The sequence below is a fragment of the Leucobacter aridicollis genome, assembly GCF_013409595.1.
Lineage (GTDB): Bacteria > Actinomycetota > Actinomycetes > Actinomycetales > Microbacteriaceae > Leucobacter > Leucobacter aridicollis.
Genome location: NZ_JACCBD010000001.1, coordinates 679889 through 702871, shown reverse-complemented (window position 1 = coordinate 702871; position 22983 = coordinate 679889). Strand labels below are relative to the sequence as shown.

Below are 22983 nucleotides of genomic sequence, written 5' to 3'. Positions count from 1 at the left end.
GCGCGGCCCGGGGTTCGGCTCTGGGGTCTGTCAGCGGCCCGGGGTGCGGCTCCGGGGTCTGTCAGCTGGCCGCGGCCGGCGCCGTGGCCTGCGCCCCGACGAGCCGGCGCACGTCCGGGTCGCCGACGCTGTCGGTGTACGGCGTGAGGCCCGCGGGCACCGGCCGGTCGGGGATCCCCCGGTCCTCCCACGCGACGCTCGTGCGCGGGGCGTCTGCCTGCAGCGCGTCGAGCTGCGTGGCGAAAAGCTCGATGGATTCGAGCGCGTGCGCGTGCGCGGCGTGGGGGCCGTGGAACTGGATCGCGGTCTCCTCGGTACCCCCGAACTGCTCGGTCCACTCCCAGATCTTGTCGGCGACCTCCTCGGCGGTGCCGACGGCGAACGACAGCTTCTCGGCGATGTCGTCGAAGGCCTCGCTGTCCGGGCCGCCACGCCAGTCGGTGCGGAGGTAGACGGCGGCGTACTCGCGGAGGAACTCGACGGCGCGCTCGCGGGCGAGCTCGCGGGTCGGGCCGACGAGCCCGGAGCGGAGGTGGATGACCTCGCCGCCGGGCACCGCCGCGCGATACTCCGCGTTGATCTGCAGCCGCTGCGCGAGTGGCAGCGGCCTCGGGATCATCAGTCGGAACCCGTGGGCGGTCGCGAGCGGGATCGCGTTGCGGCCCGCCGCCGTCCAGATGAGGTCGCTGGCCGGGCGGCCAGCGGGCGGCGAGATGCGCACGTCGGAGTAGTTGTAGAACTCGCCGGCGTAGTTCACGACGCCGTCGTCGAAGGCCTGGGTGAGGATCTCGTGGACCTCCTTCGCGCGCCGGGCCGCGTCGTCGGGCTGGAACCCCCACACGGCCGCGAGCTCGGGGGTCGTCATCCCGGTGCCGACGCCGAGGTCGAGCCTGCCGCCCGAGAGCGCGTCGACGAGCGCCGCCTGCTCGGCCAGCCGGATCGGGTGGTAGTACGGCGCGCAGGCGATCGAGGTGCCGAGGCGGATGCGCTCGGTCGTGCCGCTCAGCCGCGCGAACAGCGTGAGCGGGTCTGGCACCTCGCCGCGCGCCTGGAAGTGGTGTTCGGTCACCCACGCGCCGTGGTAGCCGAGCTGATCGCCGAGCACGATCTGCTCTTCGATCTCGCGGTAGAGCTGGGCGGGCGACTGGCCGGGCGAGGTGTCGCCGTAGTAGAAGAGGTCGATTCGTGGCATTGCGAAGTTCCTTTCGGGTGTGGCCGTGGCGGGCCTACTTGGTCAGCCAGACGTCGAAGAACGAGTCGGTGTAGCCGACGGCGTCGAACTTCCAGCCGTTGACGCTGTCGGTCGTGCCGACGATCTTCTTCGGCACGTAGATCGGCACGACGTAGCCCTCGTCGATGATGCGATGCTGCACCTGCTTCGCGGCCGCGATGCGCTTATCGGGGTCGAGCGAGCTGCTGATCACGGCGTAGGCGTCGTCGATGGCCGGGTCGCTGAGCAGGCCGTAGTTGATGCCGGAGCCGCCGTTCGAGCTCGGAATGCCGCCCGTCGTGAACGGGTAGACCGAGGTGCCGACGTCGGCGAACCCGCGCGACGAGTCCGCGAGGTGGTGCTCGCCCTTGGCAAGCTGGGCGGTATACGCGGCCGTGTCGTAGGGGGTGCGGATGACCTCGAAGCCGGCGTCCTTCAGCGACGACGCGATCGCCTCGCCGAGCTGCTGCCGCTGGTCGGTCTGCTGGTACAGGCTGTCAACGCTCCAGCGCAGCGTGAGCCGCTCCCCGTCCTTCACCCGGTAGCCGTCGGAGTCGACCTCGGTGTAGCCCGCCGCGTCGAGTAGCTCGGCGGCGTGCTCGGGATCGAAGCCCCAACTGCCCTTGAGGGTCTCGTCGAACGAGCCCTCGGGCGGGGTGCCGGGCAGCGTGGTGCTCCACGCCTTCTCGTAGACGCCAGCGTAGACGCCCTTGAGGAGGCCGTCGATGTCGACGGACTCGCGGAAGGCGAGGCGCACGTTCTTGTCGTCGAAGGGCGCGAGGTTCGGGTTGAGCGCCACGTAGTACGGGGTGCCCGTGTTGTCCTTCTCGAGCACGGTGAGCCCGGCGCTTTCGACCTCGGGAATGTTCAGCGGCGGGATCTGGTCGATCGCGTCGGCCTGACCCGAGGTGAGCGCGCCGATGCGAGCCTGCGTCTCGGGCACGAACTGGATGACGACCTCGTCGAGGTACGCTGGCCCGTCGTGCTCCCACGTCTCGGGCGCCCAGTCGTAGTCCTCGTTGCGCTCGAGCACGAGCTTCGAGCCCTTCTGGTAGTCGCTCACCTTGAACGCGCCCGTGCCAATCGACAGTTCGGGCGAGGCGGCGAGCTCTGCCGACGTGTGCTCAGTGAGCACCTTGCCCGAGTAGATCGGCCAGTGCGGCGTCGACAGCGCGTGCACGAACGCCGCGTTCTGTCGACTCAGCACGACCTCGAGCGTGTGCTCGTCGACGACCTTCGTCGACGCGATCCCTGTCGAGACCGTCGCAAGGTCGGGCTCGGCGAGCGGCCGGTCGAGGTTCTGCTTCAACACCTCAGCGTTGAAGGGCGTGCCGTCGTGGAACGTGACGTCGTCGCGCAGCGTGAACGTGTACGTGAGGCCGTCGTCGCTGATCTCCCACGTCGTCGCGAGCCCCGGCTTGTAGGTGCCGTCGTCGGCCTGCGCGACGACGGTGTCAAAGATTGAGCTGTTGATCGAGTTCGCGTTCAGGCTCGGGATGCGCTGGCCGTCCCACACGGGCGGCTCGGTGTTCGCGAAGTAGGTGAGGGTGCCGCCGGGCGTGGGCGTCGACGGCTCGCCGCCAGCCTCCCCGGCGTTCGCCCCGGCGGTCGTGCAGGCCGACAGCGCGAGGAGCGCGGTGGCGGCGAGCGCGGGGATGGTGATGAGTCTTCGGTTCATGATGTTGTCGTTCTTTCGGTGGATGCTGCTGATGGTTCGGAGGGGTGTGCTGGGCCAGGACCCGCGCTCCCGGCGCCCCGGAGGCGCGGGATCGCGGAGATGAGTTCGCGGGTGTAGTCGTGCTGCGGGGCCGTGAAGACCTGCTCGGTGCGGCCTGCCTCGACGACCCGGCCGCCGCGCATGACGATGACCTCGTCGGCGATGCTGCGGATGACGCCGAGGTCGTGCGAGATGAACAGCAGCGAGACGCCGAGGCGGCGCTGCAGTTCGGTGAGCAGGTCGAGCACCTGCGCCTGCACCGACACGTCGAGCGCGGAGACCGCCTCGTCGCAGACGATCACTTCGGGGTCGGTCGCGAGTGCCCGCGAGATCGCCACCCGCTGCCGCTGCCCGCCGGAGAGTTCGAGCGGGTTGCGCGCGAGGTGTTCGGCGCCGAGCCCGACCTGTTCGAGGAGCGCCACGGCGCGGTCGGTGTGCTCGGCGCGTGGGACACCGACGGCCGCGAGCGCCTCGGTGAGGATCGCCCGCACGTCGGCCCGCGGGTCGAACGAGCCGAGCGGATCCTGCGAGATCGCCTGGATGCGGTGCCGCCTGGGGCGCCGGTCGCGCTCGCGCGCGGCCGACCACACCTCGCCGTCGAGCAGCACTTCGCCCGCGTCGGGGTCCGTGAATCCGAGCACGACGTTCGCCGCGCTCGACTTGCCCGAGCCTGATTCGCCGACGATGCCGAGCGTCTCGCCGCGGTTCAGCGCGAACGAGACGCCGTCGAGCGCGGCGGTGTGCCCGCCGCCCGGCCGCGCGTACTGCTTGCGCAGGTTCAGCGCCTGGAGCACCGGCGGCCGCCGGGCGGGGGCGCCCGGCTCGACGGCGCCCGCCGCGGCCGCCGGGGTCGGTGCCGGCTCGCGCCGGGGACGCTCCGCCGGGATCGCCGCGAGCAGCGTCTTCGTGTACGCCGTGCGGGGCGAGCCGAGCACCGAGTCGGCGCTGCCCTGCTCGACGACCTCGCCGCGATGCAGCACGAGGATCTCATCGGCGAGCTGCGAGACGACCGCGAGGTCGTGGCTCACGAGCAGCAGCCCGGTGCCGCCGGAGCGCAGCTCCCCGAGCAGGGTGAGGATCTGCGCCTGCACGGTGACGTCGAGCGCCGTCGTCGGCTCGTCGGCGATGAGCAGGCCGGGGTCGCCCGCGACCGCGCTCGCGATGAGCGCGCGCTGGCGCAGCCCGCCTGACAGTTCGTGCGGGTACTGCCGCGCCCGAAGCTCAGGCTCGGGGACGCCGGCCCGCTCGAGGAGGTCGATGGCGCGCTCGGCGCGGGCGGCGCCGCGCAGCCGCCCGCGAGCGGTGATCGCCTCGGTGACCTGCCTGCCGACTCGCATGAGCGGGTCGAGTGAGACGAGCGCGTCCTGCAGCACGAACCCGACCTCCGAGCCGCGCACCGCGAGCCACTCCCGAGCGGAGAGCCCGAGGAGGTCGCGCTCGCCGAGGCGCAGCCTGTCGGCGCGCACGTCGGCGCCGCGCCCGACGAGGCCGAGGAGGCTGCGGGCGGTGACCGACTTGCCCGATCCTGATTCCCCGACGAGGGCGACGCACTTGCCGGGGGTGAGCTTGAACGAGACGTCGCGCACGGCGACCTGCCCGCCGAAGGAGACGGTGAGACCGCACACGTCGGCGATCGGCGGCGCCGAGGCCTGCCCGGCGGGGGCGTGCGCTGCGCTGGCGTGTGTCATAGCGAACTCCGTTTCGTGATGAAGCGCTGCTGCGCGAAGCGGCCGACGACCGTGATCGAGACGACGGTGATGGTGATGAGTAGGCCCGGCCAGATCGCCACCCACGGCGCGATGCTCAGGTATTGCCTGGCCTCCGAGAGCATGAGCCCCCACTCGGGCGTCGGCGGCACCGCCCCGAGCCCGAGGAAGCTCAGCGAGGCGCCGAAGATGATGCTCACGCCGACCCCGAGCACCGCGTGCACGAGCACCGGGCCGAGGCTGTTCGGGAGCACGTGGCGCACGACGAGGCGCGCGGGGCTCAGGCCGAGGCCGATCCCGGAGCGCACGAACCCGGTCTCGCGCACCCGCAGCACCTCGCCTCGCACGAGGCGCGCCGAGCCGGGGATGCGGCCGAGCCCGACCGCCCAGATGAGGCTCCACTCGCCCGGCCCGAGCACCGTGATGGTTACGAGCGCGACGAGCACGTCGGGGAACGCGAGCAGCACGTCGAGGAGGCGGGTGATCGCGCGATCCCAGGTGCCGCGCGCGTAGCCGGCGACGACGCCGAGCACGATGCCACCGGCGAGGCCGATGAGGGTCGCACCGATCCCGAGCAGGATCGAGTACCTCGCGCCGTGCACGAGCCGCGAGAACTGGTCGCGGCCGAGCTGATCGGTGCCGAGCCAGTGCTCGGCGCTCGGCCCGGCGAACGAGTTCGCGGGGTCGCTCGCGAGCGGGCTCTGCGGCGCGACGAGCGACGGCGCGACGGCGGCGACCACGAGCAGCGCGAACACCCCAAGCGCGACGAGCACGCCGACCGGTGGGCGGCCTGGCTTGCCCGCCCGGGCGCTCCGTGGCGCGCGGGCCGGCCGACGCTGGCCCGGCGCCAGGGACGCCGCCGCGCCTCCCCCATCGGGGCGCTGGTCGCGGACGATACGGCTGACCATCATGCCCCCTTGAGTCGCGGGTCGTTGAGCGGAAGCAGCAGATCGACGACGGTGTTGATGACGATGAAGACGACGGCGGCGAAGACGACGAAGCCGAGCACGACGGGCACGTCGCGGTCCTGCAGCGCGAGCACGATGACGCGGCCGATGCCGGGCCGCGCGAACAGCGTCTCGATGACGACGGTGCCCGTGAGCAGCGACCCGAAGATGATGCTGCTCAGGGTGAGCACGGGCACGCTCGCGTGGCGCAGCAGGTGCTGCGAGCGCAGCCGCGCCTCGCTCACCCCGCGGGCCCGCACCGTCGTGACGAAGGGCTCGTGCAGCTGATGCTCGACGCGCTCGCGGAGCAGCTGCGTGATGACGCCGACGAGCGGCACGGCGAGCGTGACGACGGGCAGGATCAGCCCGGCCGGCGAGTCCCCGCTGAACGCTGGCACCCACTTGAGCCCGAACGAGAAGACTGTCATGAGCACGATGCCGAGCCAGAACGACGGCACCGACACCGCGACAACCTCGAGGCCCTGCGCCGCGAGCCGCACGCCTGGCCGCTGGCCGCTCGTCGCGAGGGCGAGCGCGACCGCAGCGACGACGGCGACGAGCATCGCCGCGACCGTCAGCTCGACGGTGGGGCCGAGCTCGCTGAAGAGCACCTGCGTGACGGGCGAGCCGCGGTGGTAGCTCGTGCCGAGGTCACCCTGCACGACGCCCCAGAGGTAGCCGAAGTACTGCACGATCGCCGGCCGGTCGAGGCCATAGTGCGCGGCGATCTCGGCGCGCATCTCGGGCGTCGCGTCCTGCACACCCGAGAGCAACACGTCGAGCGGGTCGCCGGGAATGAGGCGGAGCGCGAGGAACGCGATCGTCGCGGCGAGCCAGACGACGAGCACGAGATCGACGAGGCTGCGCAGCAGAATGCGGGGCCAGCGGGGTGCGCCCCGGCGATCCTCATCGGGTGCCGCGACAGGCCCGCCGGCGGCGCCCCGGCGCTCCCCCGTGAGCGTGGCCGCGCTCACGACGTCCACCGCCTGACGCCGCCGTTCGCATCGAACTCCTCCCGCACCGCGGCCCGAAGCCCGCCGTCCGCGAGGTAGTCGGCGGCGAGGCCCGCGAGCGCGATCGCGGCGTCGACGAGCGCGTCAAACGCCGGCGGCTCGACCGTGGACTCCGCGAACGCGGCGTTGTGCGGCGCCACGTCGGCCGGGCCGCCGAGGCCGAGCGCCGGGTGCACCGCCGGGATCGCCCAGCTCACGTTGCCCATGTCGGTGGAGGGGCCGCCGAGCCTGACGCGCGCGGGCGTCAGCGGGACGACCCGGCCGCGGGTCTCGAGGCGCCTGGCCCAGTGCTTCGTGAGCAGCACGTTCGGATTCAGCGGCAGGTACGGCGGCTCGAAGTCGACGTCGATCTCGGCGGTCGTGCCTGTCGCGAGCGCTGCCGCCTCGAGCGCGTCGATGACGCGCTCGGTGAGCACCTTCAGCGTGTCGATCTCGCTCGAGCGCACGAGGAACTCGGCCTCCGCGAGGTCGGGCACCACGTTCGCTGCGGCGCCGTCGTTCGTGATGATGCCGTGGATGCGGTCGATCGGCAGGATGTGCTGGCGCAGCTGCGCGATCGACTGGTAGGCGGTGACGACGGCGTCGAGCGCGTTGAGCCCGAGCTGGGGGCTCGCCGCCGCGTGCCCGGCCCTGCCGTGGTAGCGCACCCGCAGTCGCCGCACGCCGCTCGTGCCCGAGCCGTAGATCGGCGAAACCTCGGAGCCGACCGACGGATGCACCATCCCTGCCGCGTCGACGCCGTCGAAGCCGCCCGCTCGCAGCACATGCTCCTTGCCCCCGCCGCCCTCCTCGGCCGGCGTGCCAATGATGCTCAGCTTGCCGCCGAGCGCCGCGACCTCGGGCGCGAGTGCCGCGAAGGCGCCCGCCGCGACCGCGGCGATGATGTTGTGGCCGCAGGCGTGCCCGATGCCAGGCAGCGCGTCGTACTCGGCGACGATCGCGAAGTGCGGCGACCCCGACCCGACGCTCGCGCGGAACGCCGTCGGCAGGCCGAACGACCCGGTCTCGACCTGGTGGCCGCCTGCGGCAAGCAGCTCGGCGATGCGGGCGACGCTCCGGTGCTCCTCGAACCCGATCTCCGGGTCCTCGAACAGCGCGACCGCGAGGGCCCGCAGCTCGTCGCGGGCGGCCTCGACGCGGTCGACGATCCTGCCGTGCAGGGCCTCCGGTGCGCCGCCGAACGGGCTTGCGGCGGTGAGGACCGGGGAGGATCCTGCGCCGGCGTCGCCGCCCGCATGGCCACCCGGCGCCTGCTCCGTCTCCGCGTAGGCGAGGTAGGTCGCGAGCGGGTCGGTGCCGGTGCGGGGCTTGGCGGCGGTGGGTGCGGTGGTGGTCATGAGTTCTCCTCGGGGAAGCGGGGGTCGAATGGGGTGTCGCCGAGCACCGCTTGGACGGCGGCCTCGACCTCGGAGCTGACGCAGGAGTCCAGTCGGGTGCCGGCGGCCTGCTGGTTCTGCACGAGATGGACGAGTGAGCGCGATCCCGCGACGGCGAGCGCGTTCGGGTGCGCCGAGAAGATCCAGGCGAGGCTGAGCTGGTGCGCGCTCAGGCCGACGGTCTGCCCGATGCGCTGGAGCTCGGCGAACAGCAGCTGCTTGTGCTCGGCCCTGAGCCCGCGGCCGACGAGCGGCCAGTACGCGACGAACGGGATCCCGAGCCGCTCCAGGCGCGCGGCGATCTCGCCGTTCTGCCTCGCCGCGACGTTCAACAGGCTCTGCACGGCGGCGAGGCCCGGCTCGAGCTCGAGCACCGCGTCGAGCTGCGCGGCGGAGGGTTCGCTCACGCCGATCGCGCCGACGTCGCCGCGGTCGCGCGCCTCCTGGAGCGCCCCGAGCTGTTCGGCGAGCGGCACGGTCGGGTCGACGCGGTGGAGGTAGAGCAGGTCGATGCGGTCGCGGCGCAGCCGCTGCAGGCTGAGCTGGATCTGCTGGCGCAGGTAGTCGGGTCTGCCGAGCACGCCCCACGCGTCTGCCGATGGGCGGAGCATGCCAACCTTCGTCGCGACGAGCACGTCAGCGCGGTTGCCGATGGCCTCGCCGATGAGGCGCTCGCTGACGCCGGGGCCGAGCGCGTCGGCGGTGTCGACGTAGCTGAAGCCGGCGTCGACGGCGGCGAGGAGCAGATCCTTCGCGGCCTCGGGGTCTTCCGGGGTACCCCAGCCGTCGCCGGCGGTGAGCCGGGCCGCGCCGAACGCGACCCGCGACACCCGGTGACCGGCGAGGTCGGTGTCGGGGTCGCCCGGCGAGACCCCGCGCGTCGCCGCGGCTCCTGGGTGAGGGTCCCCGGCCGCCAGCGGCCCCCCGCCACCCCCAACGATTGCTGTCCGTGCTCCCACTTCGCCACGCTCCCTGCCCATTCGCGGGCTGTGATTCAGCCCGACAACTTGGACAGAATCTAATGGGAGACATAACTAAAGCGAAAGTCTTGTTACGTGTCGGCGCCGCGGTTCGCGTCCGATCCCGTCACACTTCGACACGGTTCGTCACAGAGGAATAAACGGGCGGGCGGTGGCAACGCCGACATTCGGGGCGCGTGCACGCTGCCGAGCACGCGCTCGGGCTGCGCCACGGCGGAGCTATGGCGCCGCCGCGGTGACGCTCCGGCGACGCAGCGGCCGCGCGGCGTCGCGTGTGCGGCACCTCGGCCCATGCTGAGGCACCCGCCGAACTAGCCACCGAACTAGCCGCCGAACTAGCCGCCGAACTAGCCGCCGAACTAGCCGCCGGCCCGGTGATACCGGATGTGGGTCGCGAGCGGCGAGTGAAGCGTCTCAACAGGCTCGAACGGGAACGCTGCGACGCCGTCGAACAGCCGCTCCCCCGCCCCGAGCAGCACGGGCGCGACGTCGAGCACGAGCTCGTCGATGACGTCTGCGGCGAGCGCCTGGCGAACGGTGGACGCGCCGCCCGCGATGTCGACACCCCGATCCCCCGCAACTTGAACGGCCTGCGCGTAGGCGGCATCAAACCCGTCGGTGACGAAGTGGAACGTGGTCCCGCCCGCCAGTTCGATGGGCTCGCGAGGATGGTGCGTGAGCACGAACACGGGCGCGTGGTACGGCGGCTCAGCGCCCCACCACCCCTCCCAGCTTGGCTCCCACTCGCCCCGGATCGGGCCGAACATGTTGCGGCCCATCACGTAGGCGCCGCGGGGGCGCATGAGCCACGAGTTCGCGACCTCGTCGGCGCTGGTCGCCCGCGTATCGCCCATGTGCCACGCATGCAGCTCGTGGCCGCGGACGCCGAGCCCGTGCTCCAGACTCTGCCTGGGCCCGGCGACGAAGCCGTCGAGCGAGATGGACATGTGGCAGGTGGTGTCGCTCATGGGGTGCTCCGCGCGCTCGGTCCGCCCGTTGCGTCGACGGTGACGGAGGGGTAGGGACTGGTAATGCTACTCCCGCGACGCTGGCGGAGCGAGAGGTCGCGGATGCCGATCCGACGGGCGCACCCCAGAATAGAACCCATGACTGGGTCCGCCTGGCCCGTGCTGCTCGACCGCGGCGGGCCGCAGTCTGAAACCGGGGCTGGGCGCCCGGGCGGGGCCGGACACGGACAAAGACGCGGAAAGACGTGTGCCACTGAGGGTGCAGCGCAGAGCTGACCCACAGTGGCACACGTTGCCCCTGCTTCTCGAGGCAGTACCCTCAGCTGTTCGGCGAACGGCGCCGCCAGAACACGAGCAGCCCTCCCACGGTGAGCAGCGCACTCACGAGGACGGCGGCCAGCGTCCACTGCAGTTCGTGACCACCGGTGGCCGCAAGGTTGTGCTCGCCCTCGGACCCGGCCCCAGGTCCTGCCACGGAGCCGGTACCGGGCTTAGTACCGCTGCCGTTATCGCCGCCGTCCCCCGACTCACCCGGGCCCTCCGACTCACCGGGACCACCCGGATCCACGGGGCCGGTCGTATCGCCCGAGACCTCGATCGTGTGCTCGCTCGTCACACCGTTCACCGTGACGGCAAGCGTCGCCTGCCCCGCTCCGGTTGCGGTCAGCGCCCCCGTCGACGGGTTGAACCTGACCACGCTTTCGGCGGCCGACTCGCTCACGCTCGCGCTCAGCGCGATGCCACGTTTGTCGGTCTCTACGGCGCCATCATCAATGACAACCGCTTCGCCGTCCCAGACTGCGCTCATCGGCCACTGCACGGGCACAATGCGTCCGCCGTCTTGGGAGATCGTGGCGTCGACCGTGACAGTGTCTCCGACCGTCATGGCCGAGGGGACCGCAGCTGACGCACCGAGCGTAACCTCGTCAACTCGGGGCTTCACTTCGGTCTGGAGCCAGTTGGTGCGGCTCGTCACGGGGGCGGGATCGTGCCCGACGACACCCGAGTTCGGGTTGATCCCAAGCATCGCCCAGCCCGTGAAACCGCCCTTGTCGGGTGAGCTCGACGGTGACTTGCCCGAGTTTCCACTGAGGAACGTCGATACGCCCTCATGGCTCGTCGCGTGGAAGACGCCGGCGTGGCCGTTGATCGACGCGATTGACTTGCCGGTGTCGGCACGGAATTGCGCAAGCCGATCCTGATACCGCTTCGCCTCGATGCGGTCTGAGATCTGGCTATCCTTGCTGCTCTTCGGGTCATCGACCGGGTGGTGGGCGAACACGAGCACGCCCGTGATCGTCGAGTCGTTCTCAGCCTCGGCAAGCGCGTCTTCCAGGAAGCGCATCTGCTGCTTGTCCGAGCTGTTGAAGTTACCATTCGCGGTGTTCAGGGTGATGACCAGGGTGCCGCCCACCTGCTGCTTCGTCTTCGTCGGGCCAAACTCGGCGATGAAGTTCTCGATCGGACCGCCCATGACCTCGTGGTTGCCCGGCACGTAGACCCAGGGGAGCTTGTTGCCGATCTCCTCGTCCAAGATCTTGCGCGCGAGGTCGAAGTCCTCGGGCGCGGCCTCGTCGACGAAGTCGCCGGTGATCACAAACATCTCCGGCTTCGCCGCGAGGATTTCGCGCAGGGTCTGGCGCGCGCCCTGCACGTTCGCGCCTTCTGGGTTGCGCGCCACGAACTGCGCGTCGCTCATCACGGCGATGCGCTGCGCGCGCTTGTCGACGGTGCCGTTGGTGACGACGAGCGGGTCGTGCACGACCGGCGACTCGGGCTGTGCAACCTCGGGGGCCACGACCGCGCGAATACCTGCGAATGCCGTCTCGCCGGTGTACTGCTTCGCAGCTGACGTCTCCATCATGCGCACCCGCTCAAGCTTGAGGGGATACGCAGTGCCGACGGGCACGTTGAAGGTGAGCTCTTGCCAGCCCGTCCAGCTAGTGTGCGGGCCATCAATGTTCATTGTTGTGCCCGCGCCGGTCTTCATCTGCAGGCGCGGCCAGGTGCTGTTTCCGTCGCCGTGCACCCACATCTTGAGGGCCTTCGGCTGGCCAGCGATCTCAATCGGTTCGGGCGCGACTGCGTAGGCACCGCGTGTGCCCGTTGACGAGGCAAAGTCGTAGGTGAGCTTCAGCGCGGCCTCACCGTTCGGCCCGGTGGTCTGCGCGATCTCGCCGGTTGCGCGGTCAGCACGAAAGGTCCAGTCCTTCGCGTTCGCGAGGTCTGACACGGGGGCTTCTTCGAGGCCGACGGTTACTGCGACATCGACGCGGCGGTCGCCCGCCGAGAACGACACTGTCGCGGCACCCGAGGCAACCCGCGGGGTGATCGTGAAGGTGTTGCCGTCGAGCGACTCGACTGAGACGTCTGCGCCCGCGGACACCGTGAGGTCTGACGCCTCGATCGGCGCGCTGAACCCGTCTTTGTCGAGGCCGGTGATCGTCACGGTCTCGCTGCCGTTCTCGTCGACAAGGGCGATGACGCTCTGGCTGGCGCGGAGCCTGTCGAGGTCGCCGAGCACGCGCAGTTCGCGGGTCGCCGATTTGCCCTCTGCCGTAAACGTGACGGGTGCTGTGCCGGGGGCGACGCCGGTGACCTTGGCGGTGTCGGCGTCGACGGCGGCGAGCGTCGCGTTGTCACCGGTGACCGAGAACTCGCCCACGGTTGCGAGTGCACCGCGGTTCGCGTCGAGGCCGATGCCCGACACGGTGCGTGAGAACCCGGGGAAGACCGCGTCTGCGTCGTCAAGCTTTGGCGCGGGGGCCACCATGACGTCAACAAGGCCAGTGTCTGGGGCCGTCGACGAGAACACGAGGCTGTTCGGCACACTGCGCAGGTGCCCGTCAGACGGCGCGTTCCCGACGCTCAGCGCGTCCGTGCCGGGTTCGCGCATGAGCAGGGTGCTTGAGCCCCCGCCGTCGAGGTTGACCGCGTTGTGCGCGCCGAGCTCAACCATGAACTCTCCGAGCTCGTCGAGCGCCATGCCGCGTGAGTGGCTCTGACGCCCGTCAAGGGAAACGACGTAGACCGTGCTGCCGTCGGCGCTCACGCCGACCGCGGTGCGGGGCTCGCCCTTGCCTGCCTCTGCGACGACCGCGCCGTCAATGACGAGCCGCTGATTACCGCTGATTGCGAGGTCGACGTCGGAGCTCGCGGCGACCGTGACGGGCAATGCGTCGCCGGCCTTCACGCCTGCGAAGAGGTCAACTGCATCGCCGCGCGCAAGCACGACCCCGGTGCCGGCCGCGATGGCGGTGGGCCCGGTGATCTCAGCGAGATCAGACGAGATGCGCGTCACGACCCCGTCGGCGACCTCAACGCGCAGAAACTTCGGGTCGATATTCGACGGGCCACCAATAGCCCGGGCGACGGGGTATTCGCCCCACATCGGTGTGAAGTAGCCGATGCCGTTCGCGGGGATACCGATGTTGTTCACCGTGCTGACATCATGAGTGGCGCCACCGATTTCAAGGGTGGCTGCCGAGGCCAGGGCCTGGATCGCCGCGATACCGCCGCTCAGCGTGAAGCTCTCAACGGGCGAGCCGCTCGTCGTCTTTACGCCCTCGCTCGATGAAACGTTCGTGCCCTGCGCGACACCGGAGTTGTTGATGTCAAAGAATGATCCGTTGACCGCGGCCACGGCGTGTTCGCCAAGCGTGTGCTCAGTCACCGGGGCCGGCCTCGTGAGGCTGCCCGAGTCGCGCACATCCATAGACAGAGTCGGGGTGCCGAGGTCGGCGATGAGCACGTCGCCCGTTACCCAGCCCTCGCCCTGCAGCCTGTCGAAGCTTGTGGCCTTCAGCCCGGGGGCGAGCTGGCGAGTCTCTGCGCGGAGCAGGCTCGAATCACGGCCACCGAGGTCGAGGCCGCCGGTGTCGGGCGCAGCGTAGCTGGCGGTGAGAGCGGACTGGGGTGCGAGGGTGATGCCGCCGACGGCAATGCCGAGGCAGAGCCCGGCTGCGAGCGTTGTTGTGAGGGGTGTTCGTCTAAACCAAGCCACGAGTTGACGCAAACCTTTCTTGAGTTATGGGGTGCGCGCGCAATTGCCAGGACATGGCTGAGCAACCCCGCACGCTCAGGTCAGCGTAGGGAAGCAAGGTGGCGCAAAAGTTACCGGAGGGTGGCCGGGCGGAGGTCGCGGCTCACGGGCACCCGTTGAACACGCCCCGGGTCACGGTGGTGACGTGGCCCGGTGCGGCGTCGCCCAGCGGGTGGAGCACTCGCCCTACCTCACGCCGCACCCCAGAATAGAACCCATGACTGGTTCCGCCTGGCCCGTGCTGCTCGACCGCGTACGCAGCGACATTCCTGCCCTGCTCGCAGACTTCCTCGCGGAACTCGCGCAGCTTGACGGGTACGCCGCGGGCCTCATCCCCGCGGACGACATCGAGCGCACCGCCGTCGGGGCGTTCGACATCTTCCTCGCCCGGCTCGGCGATGCGGACGACGCGGAACGCTCGGCCAGGTTCTCCGGCGAGCTCGGGCGCAAGCGCGCCCGCCAGGGCATGCGCATCGACCAGTTCATGGAGGGCGTGCGCATCAACTTCCGGGTGCTGTGGCGGGCTCTGCACCGCGCCGCGGACCCCGACCTCGTCGACGAGCTCGTCGCGAACGGCGAGCGGATCCTCGGCGTCGTCGAGCGCTACGCGACGGAGGTGCAGGCCGCGTTCCTCGAGGAGTCGCAGCTGATGGCGCAGCAGCGGCGGACGGCGCGAGAGCGCGCGCTCGCGCGGGTGTTCGCGAGCGACACCGATCCTGCCTCGCTCGCCGCAGCCGTCGAGCTGCTCGGGCTGCGCGCCGACGCCGTCTTCGAGCTCGTCGCACTCCCCGGCGCCGACGATCCCCGCGTCGCAGTCACCACGCAGGCGTGGCGCGGGGCGCTCCTCCATATCGACGGCGACGTCGCCGTGCTGTTTCGGGAGCGGGAAGCCCGCCCGGGCGCGGAGCCCGACGGCTTCCTCGCGCAGGACGGCGCGCACGTTTCCGAGGTGCGCGGCGTCGCCGCCCTCGCCCGCGCCGCCGCACTCGCCCGCGCGCTGCTCGCCGCCACCGGTGGCACCGCGCCGACGTCGCTGCGTGAGGGGTTCGCGCCGCTGCTGCGCGCCGAGGCCGCGAGCCTCGTCGCCGGCTTCGAGCACGAGCTTGTCGGCGGCTGGCACGCCGCGCCCGCCGAGGAGCGGGAGCGGTTCGCGGAGACCGTGCGCGCGTTCGTGCGATCAGGATCGATCCAAGCCACCGCCGACGACCTCTTCGTGCACCGCAACACGGTGTTCAAGCGCCTGCGGGCGTTCACGAGCCTCACGGGGCTCGACCTCACCGTGCCGCGCGACGCCGCGATCGCGTTGCTCGTGCTGCCGCTCGGCCCTTCCGTGCTCGGTCCGGCCGGGGTCGGTCCCGCCGACGCTGATCCGGCGGTGTCGGAATGAACACCGGCGAGGTAATTTCGGGGTGATCTAGACATTCTGTCGCTGCATTTCGACGCCTAGGCTCGATCCTGCCCGGCGCGCTTCGCGTCGCGGCCGAGGCCTCCGCGCCCGCCCGGCGCGCGCCTCGATCGATGTCTTGATGCACGATTGGAACGCAGATGTCCCAACCAGTTCAGGGGTCCAAGGCTCACGCTCCCCTCCAGACCATCAGCGGCGCGGACGCCGGCAAGATCGCGCGCGCGGCGTTCGTCGGAACCGCGCTCGAGTGGTACGACTACTTCCTGTTCGGCACCGCCGCCGCGCTCGTCTTCAACCGGCTGTTCTTCACCGAGCTCAACCCGACGGCCGCGCTGCTCGCCTCGTTCGCCACGTTCGGCGTTGGCTTCGCCGCACGCCCGCTCGGCGCGATCCTGTTCGGCTATATCGGCGACCGTGTCGGCCGCCGCCCCGCGCTCCTCATCACGATCGTGATGATCGGCGTTGCGACCGGGCTCATCGGTGTGCTCCCCGACTTCGGGTCGGTCGGGCTCGCCGCGCCCATCATGCTCGCGATCCTCCGCCTCGTGCAGGGGCTCGCCGTCGGCGGCGAGTGGGGCGGCGCCGTGACGATGGCCGTGGAGCACGCGCCCGCCGAGAAGCGCGGCCGCTTCGCCGCGCTCGTGCAGATCGGTTCGCCGGTTGGCACGCTGCTGTCGTCGGGCGCGTTCGCCGTCGTGCTCATGCTCCCGCCCGAGGCGTTCGACGCGTGGGGCTGGCGCATCCCCTTCCTGCTCGCGTTCCCGCTGCTGCTCGTTGCGCTCTACATCCGCGTGAAGGTCGAGGAGTCGCCGATCTTCGCCGACCTGCTCGCCGAGCAGGAGGTCGCGAAGGTGCCCGCGTTCGAGGTCTTCAGGTTCGCCTGGGGCAGGCTCATCGTCGCGACGCTCAGCGCGCTGCTCGGCGTCGGCGGCTTCTACATGATCACCACGTTCGTCGTCTCGTACGGCTCGAACACGCTCGGCGTCGACCGTCAGGTGATGGTGAACGCGACCCTCATTGCCGCCGTCGCGCAGATCTTCGTGACCGTCCTCGCCGGTAGGTTCGCCGAGCGCGTCGGCCCGGGCCGCGTGACGTTCTGGGGCGGGATCCTCACCGCCGCCGCCTCCTTCCCCCTGTTCTGGCTCATCGACACGAAATCGCCCGTCGCGATCACGGTCGCGATCACCGCCGGCATCATGCTCGTCACCATCGCGTACGCGGTGTCCGGCGCGCTACTCGCCGAACTCTTCCCGGCGAAGCTGCGCTACTCGGGCGTCGCGCTCGGCTACAACATCGCGGGTGCCACCTCGGGCTTCCTCCCGCTCATCGCGACCGCGATGCTCACCGTCTCGAACAACGCGTCCTGGGGCGCCGCGCTCATCCTCGTCGTCATCGCCCTCCTCACCGCCGTCGGCGGCTACTTCGGCGAGAAGCTCCGAGTCCGCGACAAGCCCATCGTTGTCGACGCCTAACCCGCCCACCCTGAAAGGAACACACGCATGATCCAGAACGAACTCGCCGCCCGCATCCTCGAGGCCGTCGACGCGAACTTCGACGCGCAGCTCGCCGCGACCATCGACCTCGTCGAGGCGCCGTCGCTGCGCGCGCAGGAAGAACCCGCGCAGGACCTCATGGCGTCGCGCATGCGCGACCTCGGCCTCGACGTCGACCGCTGGACGATCGCCTCGCCCGAGCTCACCGCCCACCCCGGCTACGGCCCGTCGACCGTCGACTACACGCAGATGACCAACGTCGTCGGCACGTACGCCCCGCGCACCGACACCGGCAAGTCCGTGATCCTCAACGGACACATCGACGTCGTTCCCGAGGGCCCCGAGCAGCAGTGGTCGCGCTCCCCGTGGGACGCGGCCGTGAACGACGGCTGGATGTACGGCCGCGGCGCGGGCGACATGAAGGCCGGCCTCATCGCGAACCTGTTCGCGTTCGACGCGATCCGCGCCGCCGGGCTCGAACTCACCGGTCGCGTGCACCTGCAGTCAGTCGTCGAAGAGGAGTGCACCGGCAACGGCTCCCTCGCCGCGCTGCTGCGCGGATACACCGCCGACGCCGTGATCATCTCGGAGCCCGAGGAAGACGCGCTCGTGCGCGCCAACGTCGGCGTCCTCTGGTTCACCGCTCGCATCGAAGGCTTCCCCACCCACCCGCGCGAGATGGCGAACGGCTTCAACGCGATCGACGCGGCCTACGGGGTCATCTCGGCGCTCCGCGTGCTCGAAGAAAGCTGGAACGCCGACCGCGGCAACCACCGCTACTTCGAGGACCTCGATCACCCGATCAACTTCAACTTCGGCGGGATCCAGGGCGGCGACTGGCCCTCGAGCGTCCCCGCCTGGTGCGAGGTGCGCGTGCGCGTCGCCACCTACCCCGGCGTCACCGCCGACGACGCCTGGCGCGAGATCGTCGAGTGCGTCGACGGCGCGACCCTCGCGGCCGACGGATCACGCGCGTTCGACGTGCAGCTCACCCGCGACGGCTTCTACGCCGAGGGCTACGTGCTCGAGCCAGGAAGCGACGCGGAGGCGCTGCTCGAGGAGACGCACCGCACCGCGTTCTCGCGCGAGCTCACGAGCTTCACCACCCCCGGCTACCTCGACGGGCGCGTGTTCGTGAACTACGGCGGCATCCCGACGCTCGTCTACGGGCCCGTGTCCGAGAACATCCACGGCTTCGACGAGCGGGTGAGCATCGAGTCCATCCGCAAGTGCACGCAGTCGATGGCGCTGTTCCTCGCCTCCTGGTGCGGGGTGACCGAGGCGGCGTAGGGGCGAGTCCGCCGCCGGTGTTGCGCCGGCGGCGGATCGGCAGGGCGGCGCGACCCAGTTGCTGAGCCGATCTACGCACGAGTCTGCGTCTCCTTTGCGCGGCGCAGACTCGTGCACTTAGCTTCGCTTACGCTGTTCTGCCGCTTCCCAGGCCTCCAGGTACTTGTCGGGGAGGCGAAGCCGCGAGAACTCTCGCACGACCTCGAAGGCTGCCGAAAAAGCTTCTTCCGTGTTCTCCACGAAAGTGAGGTCATGGCCGAGAAGCACATGCGAGGAATTCCCGTCCGGACCGTAGATATGGCTCACCGACAGGCTCGAATACGGCTCCCGCGGCATTGCGACATAAAACACCAGCGCGCCATAGCAGACAAACTCTACGTGAAGGTGTTCACTGGACGCGAAGGTGCAACTCCCAAACTGTCGAATCGTGAGTTGAGTCTTGCGATACAGATCGCGAAGGTCGGACACATAGGTCACGTCTGAAGTCCTCCCACTGCTTCGTCAATTTGACCACCGGGTCAAGGCTTTCGTTGGCACAATTCATGAATTCGGCACCGATCTCGAACCCGAAGGCCATCTGGCTCAAGTCAACTACAACTTGGATCTCTGAGCGAGGAACGGACGGTCAGGTTCAGTTGGATGACTGCGCCACCTCCCACGCGTCCAGGTACTTGTCCGGGAGTCGAAGCCGACAGTACTGCTCGACGTGGCCGAGCGCCCGCGAAATTGATTCCTCGTCATTCTCGACAAAGGCAAGGTCGATACCCAACAGCACGGTTGTTGTCGAGCTCTCCGAGGCCTCGTAGAAGCAACTCACCGAGGTATAAGGTGCCCCCGAAAAGCCGAAACCAAAAGTAAACGAGTCAAACAGCAAGAATCGCACGAAGCCATCTTCTCGATCTCGCTCTGGATCATGACGAACGGTTCCCCGGTAACGCGCCTTCGCCTGAAAATGGGAACCGACCGCCTCTTTGAGGGCCGACAAGCTCTGAACGTGCATCGACAACCAGCTCCCTTCGGCACGAGCGAATGTGGCGTTGAATGTTTCTCGCGTCCGCAACCATCACAGTACTCCAGCAGCTTGGCTGCAGTCCCACTCTTGCTCCTGAGGATTATCGCCAGGCCAGTGTTCTGAGCGGTCCGGCACACGTTTCAATACAAGGCAGTTCCGATTACCCTTGCGTATGCTTTTCGTGCCTCTGTGCCAACCCACACCCGCCGTGCAAGATCTCGTCCCGCACGGGTTCTCCAAGCATGCGAAGCGAGAGCGGGGCCGATACTCATGCGCGTCAGTCGTCGAGGGCGACTTCAACGGATGACCTCGACGCGGGGTTCCAAGGTGGTGACCACCCATTCAGCGGGGAGTTCCGCACGAACTCGCCGGGCCAGCTCGTATCCCTCCTGCAGAAAATCGTCCGACAGTTCGAAGCTCGCGGGATCATCGGCTGGAAACACGGCATCAGCCCGGTCTCCCCATTCGCACAAGGCTCGCACCCGCTCAGGGCTCAACCCAATCTCGTGACCGGCCAAGTTACCGTACCCGTGCTTCCCTGACATCCATAGGGCAAACTGAGCCCATTCAGAGTGCACGTCGACCGCCGGCGGCTCGTTCGGGTTCTCAATCTCAAGCGTGATCCGAAGCCCCATGGACCCGATACCCCTCCGCTTCACCGGCGAGTTGGCGCGCGATGGGTCTCACGCTATCGCGGCAGGATCGGTATCTTGGCTCACACCTCGACGGCCGCGATCCTGCGCTCACAGCGAGAGGTCCAGACAGGGTGCGGCGAGCACGCACGCTCGCCGCACCCGACGGGTCAGACGATCTCGCGGAGGCCGGGGCCGAGCGCGGCGCCCGGCGCATCGGTCGGGTGGGCGGCAATCGCCTCGTACATGCGGTCGACGCCCCACTCCTGCAGCGTCGTCCCTGCCGCCTGGCGCAGCCCGGGAGGCATGTCACCTCGGCCGACGAATGGCTTCCGCAGGAGCTCGACGACGGAGAGCACCCCGCCCCGCCCCGCGACCTCTTGTGGGGTCACCCCGTTCGCGAGGTCGGCGCGGGCCTGATCGAGGGCGGCGAGGAGCTTGGTGCGCCAGTAGTGGAGGTCCTCGCGCTTCAGCGGGTCGGAGTGGCCCTGCACATACCAGTCGACGTCGAGCGTCTCGAGCAGGGCGATCGTCGTGAGCCAGGACACCGGGTTACCGGACTGGATCGCGGGCGTCGTTCCAGTGTCAGCGATGAACGCGACGCGATCGTCGATGGCGTGCACAACCGTGGAGCCCATGGTGTGCCCCGGAGCCTCGAACAGGGTGAACCGCTTGCCGCCGAGCTCGAAGTTCATGCGGCCGCGGTACGTGAGATTCGGGCGCCGCATCTTGAACGCGTCGATGAACTCGGGCGCGGTGTCAGGGTACGACCCCCAGGTGCGCATTGCCTCGCGCGCCGCCTCGTCGGAGTCGAGGCCGAGCGCGGTTGTCTCCGAGGTGATGAGCACCTCGGGCTCCAGCAGCGGCGCGGAGACCGCATGGTCGGAGTGGTGTTCGCAGTAGACCTGGTACTTCAGCGGGCCTTTGCTGTCGATGAACTCCTTCCACAGCGCCGAGTTCTGCGGTGACATGGGGCCATCGACGGCGACGCAGCCTTCGTCGGTGACGATGAGGCCGGAGTAGGGGTACGTGCCGAAGACGTACACGTCGTCGCTCAGGCGGATGAGGCGGGGGTCGCCTTCGAGGGCGGGAACTGGGGCGTTCATGAGTGGTGTCCTTTCGGGAACGAGTTCGGTCGGGGAGTGACGTGTGACTAGGGCTTCGGGATGACGTACTGGGCGAGTACCCCGATCCGCTCGATCTCGAGCTCGACGTGGGCGGGCCGTGGGAGCCGGCGACCAAGCTCGAACGAGGAGCCGTTGCGCACGGTGCCCGTGCCCCAGACCTCGCCTGCGACGATTGGCTCGCGGGCGCTGATGTGCTCGATGGCCTCGGGGAACGAATGGATCATCTGCGCCGAGGATCCCTCGCCCCACGTTTCGCCGTTGACCCGCACTGACATGCGGAGGTTCTGCGGGTCCGGGATCTCGTCGCGCGTCACCACGCACGGGCCGAACGGGTTCGAGTCCGGGAAGTCCTTCGCATTGCCGTGCGCACCGGCGCCCGCGAGCGCGTTGCGGGCCTGCACGTCGCGCAGCGACCAATCGTTGTAGACGGTGTACCCGAAGATGTGCTGCTCGGCTTCCTCGGGTGTGATGTTCGTGCCGCCCCTGCCGATGACCGCGGCGAGCTCGAGCTCATAGTCGAGGTAGTCGCTGCCTGCAGGCCATTCGAGCACGGCGTTCGGCGCCGAGACGGTCTCGGGGTTCCGCTCGGCGTACTGCACCGGCGTCGCCGGGTCGTACAGCGGGTTGAAGGCGCCGTCGAGCTGGCGGTAGAGCGTCGCGTACGAGCGCTCGTCGTCGGTGTGCTCGGTGATCCAGCGCGCGGTGCGCGAGATGCTCTGGCGCAGATGGCTGACGATGAGGCCGCAGTCGCGCATCCGTCGCGGGGTAAACGGGGCAAGGAGCGTCATCGCGTCCTGCTCAACGAGCGCCGCCTCGTCGAGCTTTTGGTAGGCCTCCCACGCGGCGTCCAGCCCCCGGTCCCCCGCGTCGATGAGTGCGAGCATCGACGCGAACGCCGGGTCGTCAGGGTACCGCGCGGTGAGGTCGGTGTACGTCTCGCCGTCGCTGTTGTCGAGGCCGAGGCGCGGGGTTGGGTCCCCCGGGCGGTGGAAGGTGACGAATCTCATTGCGGGCTCCAGCTTCGTTCCGTGACTTCGTGTTCGAGACGTTTGGGCGTGCGTACCGCGGTGGTGCGTCCTCGCGTGCTCTCGATCCCGCAAATCTGACATGTCACAGGACCACTTTTCACATGTTATGCCTGGGTGCCTGAGAGTGCAAGAGGTTGTAGTCTGAGGGTGTTCCACACCGAGAGGCAGCGAGATGTCACAGCCCACGCAGACGGCGACGAGAACACCCCCTGGGGGTGCCGCTGACCTGCCGCTCGCGGAGATCGCGTACAACCGGATCAAGGGCGACATTGTCTCCTGCCGTCTCGCACCGGGGCAAAAGGTGACCGAGCGCGGGCTGGTCACGAGTCTCGGCATGAGCATGGCATCCGTGCGCAACGCGATGACGAGGCTCGACCAGGAGGGGCTGCTCATCACCCAGCCACGCAAGGGGTCGGTCGTCGCTCCCCTGACGCTGCACTCGGTCGGCAAGCTCTTCGATTTCTGGGCGCTCCTCGCGCCAGAGATCGCCCGCACTGGCATCCCAGCACTGAGCGATGCGCAGCTCGCCGAGGTCACCAAGGTCGGCGCACGTCTCAACGCCGAGATCGTTCCCGGCAACGATCAGGCCACGCGTGACAATCTCGTTGCGGCGATCGACGCCGCGCTGCAGATTTTCACGGTCATCGCCGAGGCGAGCGACAACCCGTACCTGCTTGCCTCGCATCACCGTATCAACGGCGAGCTCAGCCGCGTCTGGCGACTCGTCATTGAGTCAGAGTTCGCCGAGCTCGGGGGCCGCGTGAGCGCCCTCACTGACGTGGTGCGCTTCGTCGAACGGCGTGATGCTCAGAAAGCGGTCGACTTCCTCGGCCCCCACATCGAGGTATCACGACGCCGCGTCCTCGACGCCCTCGCGCGCTGGCCATCGGTGAGTATGTCTGAGATTCGGGTGGGCAGGTGACGTCAGCACCACGACGTTCCCGGCCATTGGCCCCCGACATTCTCCGGTACGAAGTCGAGCGTCCGCAGTTTCCCACTTCATGTTTGCCCCTGGGGTCTTCCGAAGCACTCAGGTG

General features: G+C 69.4%; 18 protein-coding genes. 4 read left to right on the top strand and 14 right to left on the bottom strand.

What is annotated here, in order from left to right; translation table 11 throughout:
- Window positions 1-61: 61 nt before the first annotated feature.
- From BJ960_RS03070 to BJ960_RS03030, 9 genes are all read right to left on the bottom strand, one after another.
- Complete coding sequence (locus BJ960_RS03070) at window positions 62-1192, bottom strand: LLM class flavin-dependent oxidoreductase (RefSeq protein ID WP_185986210.1); 1131 nt, start codon at window positions 1190-1192, stop codon at window positions 62-64.
- A 34-nt stretch (window positions 1193-1226) separates the two neighbouring features.
- Window positions 1227-2888: an ABC transporter substrate-binding protein gene (locus BJ960_RS03065; RefSeq protein ID WP_185986209.1), complete on the bottom strand. Its 1662-nt coding sequence runs from the start codon at window positions 2886-2888 to the stop codon at window positions 1227-1229.
- Entirely contained in the window at window positions 2885-4615 is a 1731-nt protein-coding gene (locus BJ960_RS03060) for a dipeptide ABC transporter ATP-binding protein (protein ID WP_185986208.1), read from the bottom strand. The genes BJ960_RS03065 and BJ960_RS03060 overlap by 4 nt, the downstream gene beginning before the upstream one ends.
- Window positions 4612-5541 (bottom strand): ABC transporter permease, encoded by a 930-nt coding sequence (locus tag BJ960_RS03055; protein WP_185988120.1) that lies wholly within the window; start codon window positions 5539-5541, stop codon window positions 4612-4614. Before BJ960_RS03055 ends, BJ960_RS03060 begins: the two co-directional genes overlap by 4 nt.
- Window positions 5541-6554: an ABC transporter permease gene (locus tag BJ960_RS03050; protein WP_185986207.1), complete on the bottom strand. Its 1014-nt coding sequence runs from the start codon at window positions 6552-6554 to the stop codon at window positions 5541-5543. Before BJ960_RS03050 ends, BJ960_RS03055 begins: the two co-directional genes overlap by 1 nt.
- On the bottom strand, window positions 6551-7930 hold the full coding sequence (locus BJ960_RS03045; RefSeq protein ID WP_185986206.1) for an amidohydrolase: 1380 nt from the start codon (window positions 7928-7930) through the stop codon (window positions 6551-6553). Before BJ960_RS03045 ends, BJ960_RS03050 begins: the two co-directional genes overlap by 4 nt.
- Entirely contained in the window at window positions 7927-8928 is a 1002-nt protein-coding gene (locus BJ960_RS03040; RefSeq protein ID WP_185986205.1) for an aldo/keto reductase, read from the bottom strand. Before BJ960_RS03040 ends, BJ960_RS03045 begins: the two co-directional genes overlap by 4 nt.
- 380 nt (window positions 8929-9308) lie before the next feature.
- Window positions 9309-9917 carry a dihydrofolate reductase family protein gene (locus BJ960_RS03035; protein WP_185986204.1) on the bottom strand — a complete coding sequence of 203 codons (609 nt, stop codon included), beginning with the start codon at window positions 9915-9917 and terminating at the stop codon, window positions 9309-9311.
- A gap of 319 nt (window positions 9918-10236) precedes the next feature.
- Window positions 10237-13920 (bottom strand): phosphodiester glycosidase family protein, encoded by a 3684-nt coding sequence (locus BJ960_RS03030; protein ID WP_185986203.1) that lies wholly within the window; start codon window positions 13918-13920, stop codon window positions 10237-10239.
- A 256-nt stretch (window positions 13921-14176) separates the two neighbouring features.
- Here BJ960_RS03030 and BJ960_RS03025 point away from each other — a divergent pair, with 256 nt between their 5' ends.
- From BJ960_RS03025 to BJ960_RS03015, 3 genes are all read left to right on the top strand, one after another.
- Window positions 14177-15346: a helix-turn-helix domain-containing protein gene (locus BJ960_RS03025; RefSeq protein ID WP_185986202.1), complete on the top strand. Its 1170-nt coding sequence runs from the start codon at window positions 14177-14179 to the stop codon at window positions 15344-15346.
- A gap of 158 nt (window positions 15347-15504) precedes the next feature.
- Window positions 15505-16836 (top strand): MFS transporter, encoded by a 1332-nt coding sequence (locus BJ960_RS03020; RefSeq protein ID WP_185986201.1) that lies wholly within the window; start codon window positions 15505-15507, stop codon window positions 16834-16836.
- A 27-nt stretch (window positions 16837-16863) separates the two neighbouring features.
- Window positions 16864-18147 carry an ArgE/DapE family deacylase gene (locus BJ960_RS03015; protein ID WP_185986200.1) on the top strand — a complete coding sequence of 428 codons (1284 nt, stop codon included), beginning with the start codon at window positions 16864-16866 and terminating at the stop codon, window positions 18145-18147.
- A gap of 117 nt (window positions 18148-18264) precedes the next feature.
- Here the strand turns inward: BJ960_RS03015 and BJ960_RS03010 are convergent, their stop codons facing one another.
- The 5 genes from BJ960_RS03010 to BJ960_RS02990 all read right to left on the bottom strand — a co-directional run bounded on the left by BJ960_RS03010 (window position 18265) and on the right by BJ960_RS02990 (window position 21925).
- Entirely contained in the window at window positions 18265-18624 is a 360-nt protein-coding gene (locus BJ960_RS03010; protein ID WP_121075922.1) for a hypothetical protein, read from the bottom strand.
- Between the two features lie 154 nt (window positions 18625-18778).
- Complete coding sequence (locus BJ960_RS03005) at window positions 18779-19147, bottom strand: hypothetical protein (RefSeq protein WP_121075925.1); 369 nt, start codon at window positions 19145-19147, stop codon at window positions 18779-18781.
- A 308-nt stretch (window positions 19148-19455) separates the two neighbouring features.
- Entirely contained in the window at window positions 19456-19794 is a 339-nt protein-coding gene (locus tag BJ960_RS03000; RefSeq protein ID WP_185986199.1) for a hypothetical protein, read from the bottom strand.
- Window positions 19795-19961: 167 nt separating this feature from the next.
- Window positions 19962-20897, bottom strand: coding sequence for an MBL fold metallo-hydrolase (locus tag BJ960_RS02995; protein ID WP_185986198.1), 936 nt, complete (start codon window positions 20895-20897; stop codon window positions 19962-19964).
- Window positions 20898-20944: 47 nt separating this feature from the next.
- Window positions 20945-21925: a fumarylacetoacetate hydrolase family protein gene (locus BJ960_RS02990; RefSeq protein ID WP_185986197.1), complete on the bottom strand. Its 981-nt coding sequence runs from the start codon at window positions 21923-21925 to the stop codon at window positions 20945-20947.
- Between the two features lie 193 nt (window positions 21926-22118).
- On the opposite strand from BJ960_RS02990, the gene BJ960_RS02985 reads away from it, so the two are divergent.
- The gene (locus BJ960_RS02985) at window positions 22119-22868 is read left to right on the top strand and encodes a GntR family transcriptional regulator (RefSeq protein ID WP_185986196.1); all 750 of its coding nucleotides are present in this window, start codon (window positions 22119-22121) and stop codon (window positions 22866-22868) included.
- The last annotated feature ends 115 nt before the right edge of the window (window positions 22869-22983 follow it).

Excerpts from the sequence above, each read along its gene's own strand:
- BJ960_RS03055 (WP_185988120.1), bottom strand. The coding sequence starts at position 5,541 with ATGGTCAGCCGTATCGTCCGCGACCAGCGCCCCGATGGGGGAGGCGCG.
- BJ960_RS03065 (WP_185986209.1), bottom strand. The coding sequence starts at position 2,888 with ATGAACCGAAGACTCATCACCATCCCCGCGCTCGCCGCCACCGCGCTC.
- BJ960_RS03045 (WP_185986206.1), bottom strand. The coding sequence starts at position 7,930 with ATGACCACCACCGCACCCACCGCCGCCAAGCCCCGCACCGGCACCGAC.
- BJ960_RS02995 (WP_185986198.1), bottom strand. The coding sequence starts at position 20,897 with ATGAACGCCCCAGTTCCCGCCCTCGAAGGCGACCCCCGCCTCATCCGC.
- BJ960_RS03000 (WP_185986199.1), bottom strand. The coding sequence starts at position 19,794 with ATGGGGCTTCGGATCACGCTTGAGATTGAGAACCCGAACGAGCCGCCG.
- BJ960_RS03015 (WP_185986200.1), top strand. The coding sequence starts at position 16,864 with ATGATCCAGAACGAACTCGCCGCCCGCATCCTCGAGGCCGTCGACGCG.
- BJ960_RS02985 (WP_185986196.1), top strand. The coding sequence starts at position 22,119 with ATGTCACAGCCCACGCAGACGGCGACGAGAACACCCCCTGGGGGTGCC.
- BJ960_RS03005 (WP_121075925.1), bottom strand. The coding sequence starts at position 19,147 with ATGCACGTTCAGAGCTTGTCGGCCCTCAAAGAGGCGGTCGGTTCCCAT.
- BJ960_RS02990 (WP_185986197.1), bottom strand. The coding sequence starts at position 21,925 with ATGAGATTCGTCACCTTCCACCGCCCGGGGGACCCAACCCCGCGCCTC.
- BJ960_RS03070 (WP_185986210.1), bottom strand. The coding sequence starts at position 1,192 with ATGCCACGAATCGACCTCTTCTACTACGGCGACACCTCGCCCGGCCAG.
- BJ960_RS03025 (WP_185986202.1), top strand. The coding sequence starts at position 14,177 with ATGACTGGTTCCGCCTGGCCCGTGCTGCTCGACCGCGTACGCAGCGAC.
- BJ960_RS03060 (WP_185986208.1), bottom strand. The coding sequence starts at position 4,615 with ATGACACACGCCAGCGCAGCGCACGCCCCCGCCGGGCAGGCCTCGGCG.
- BJ960_RS03020 (WP_185986201.1), top strand. The coding sequence starts at position 15,505 with ATGTCCCAACCAGTTCAGGGGTCCAAGGCTCACGCTCCCCTCCAGACC.
- BJ960_RS03035 (WP_185986204.1), bottom strand. The coding sequence starts at position 9,917 with ATGAGCGACACCACCTGCCACATGTCCATCTCGCTCGACGGCTTCGTC.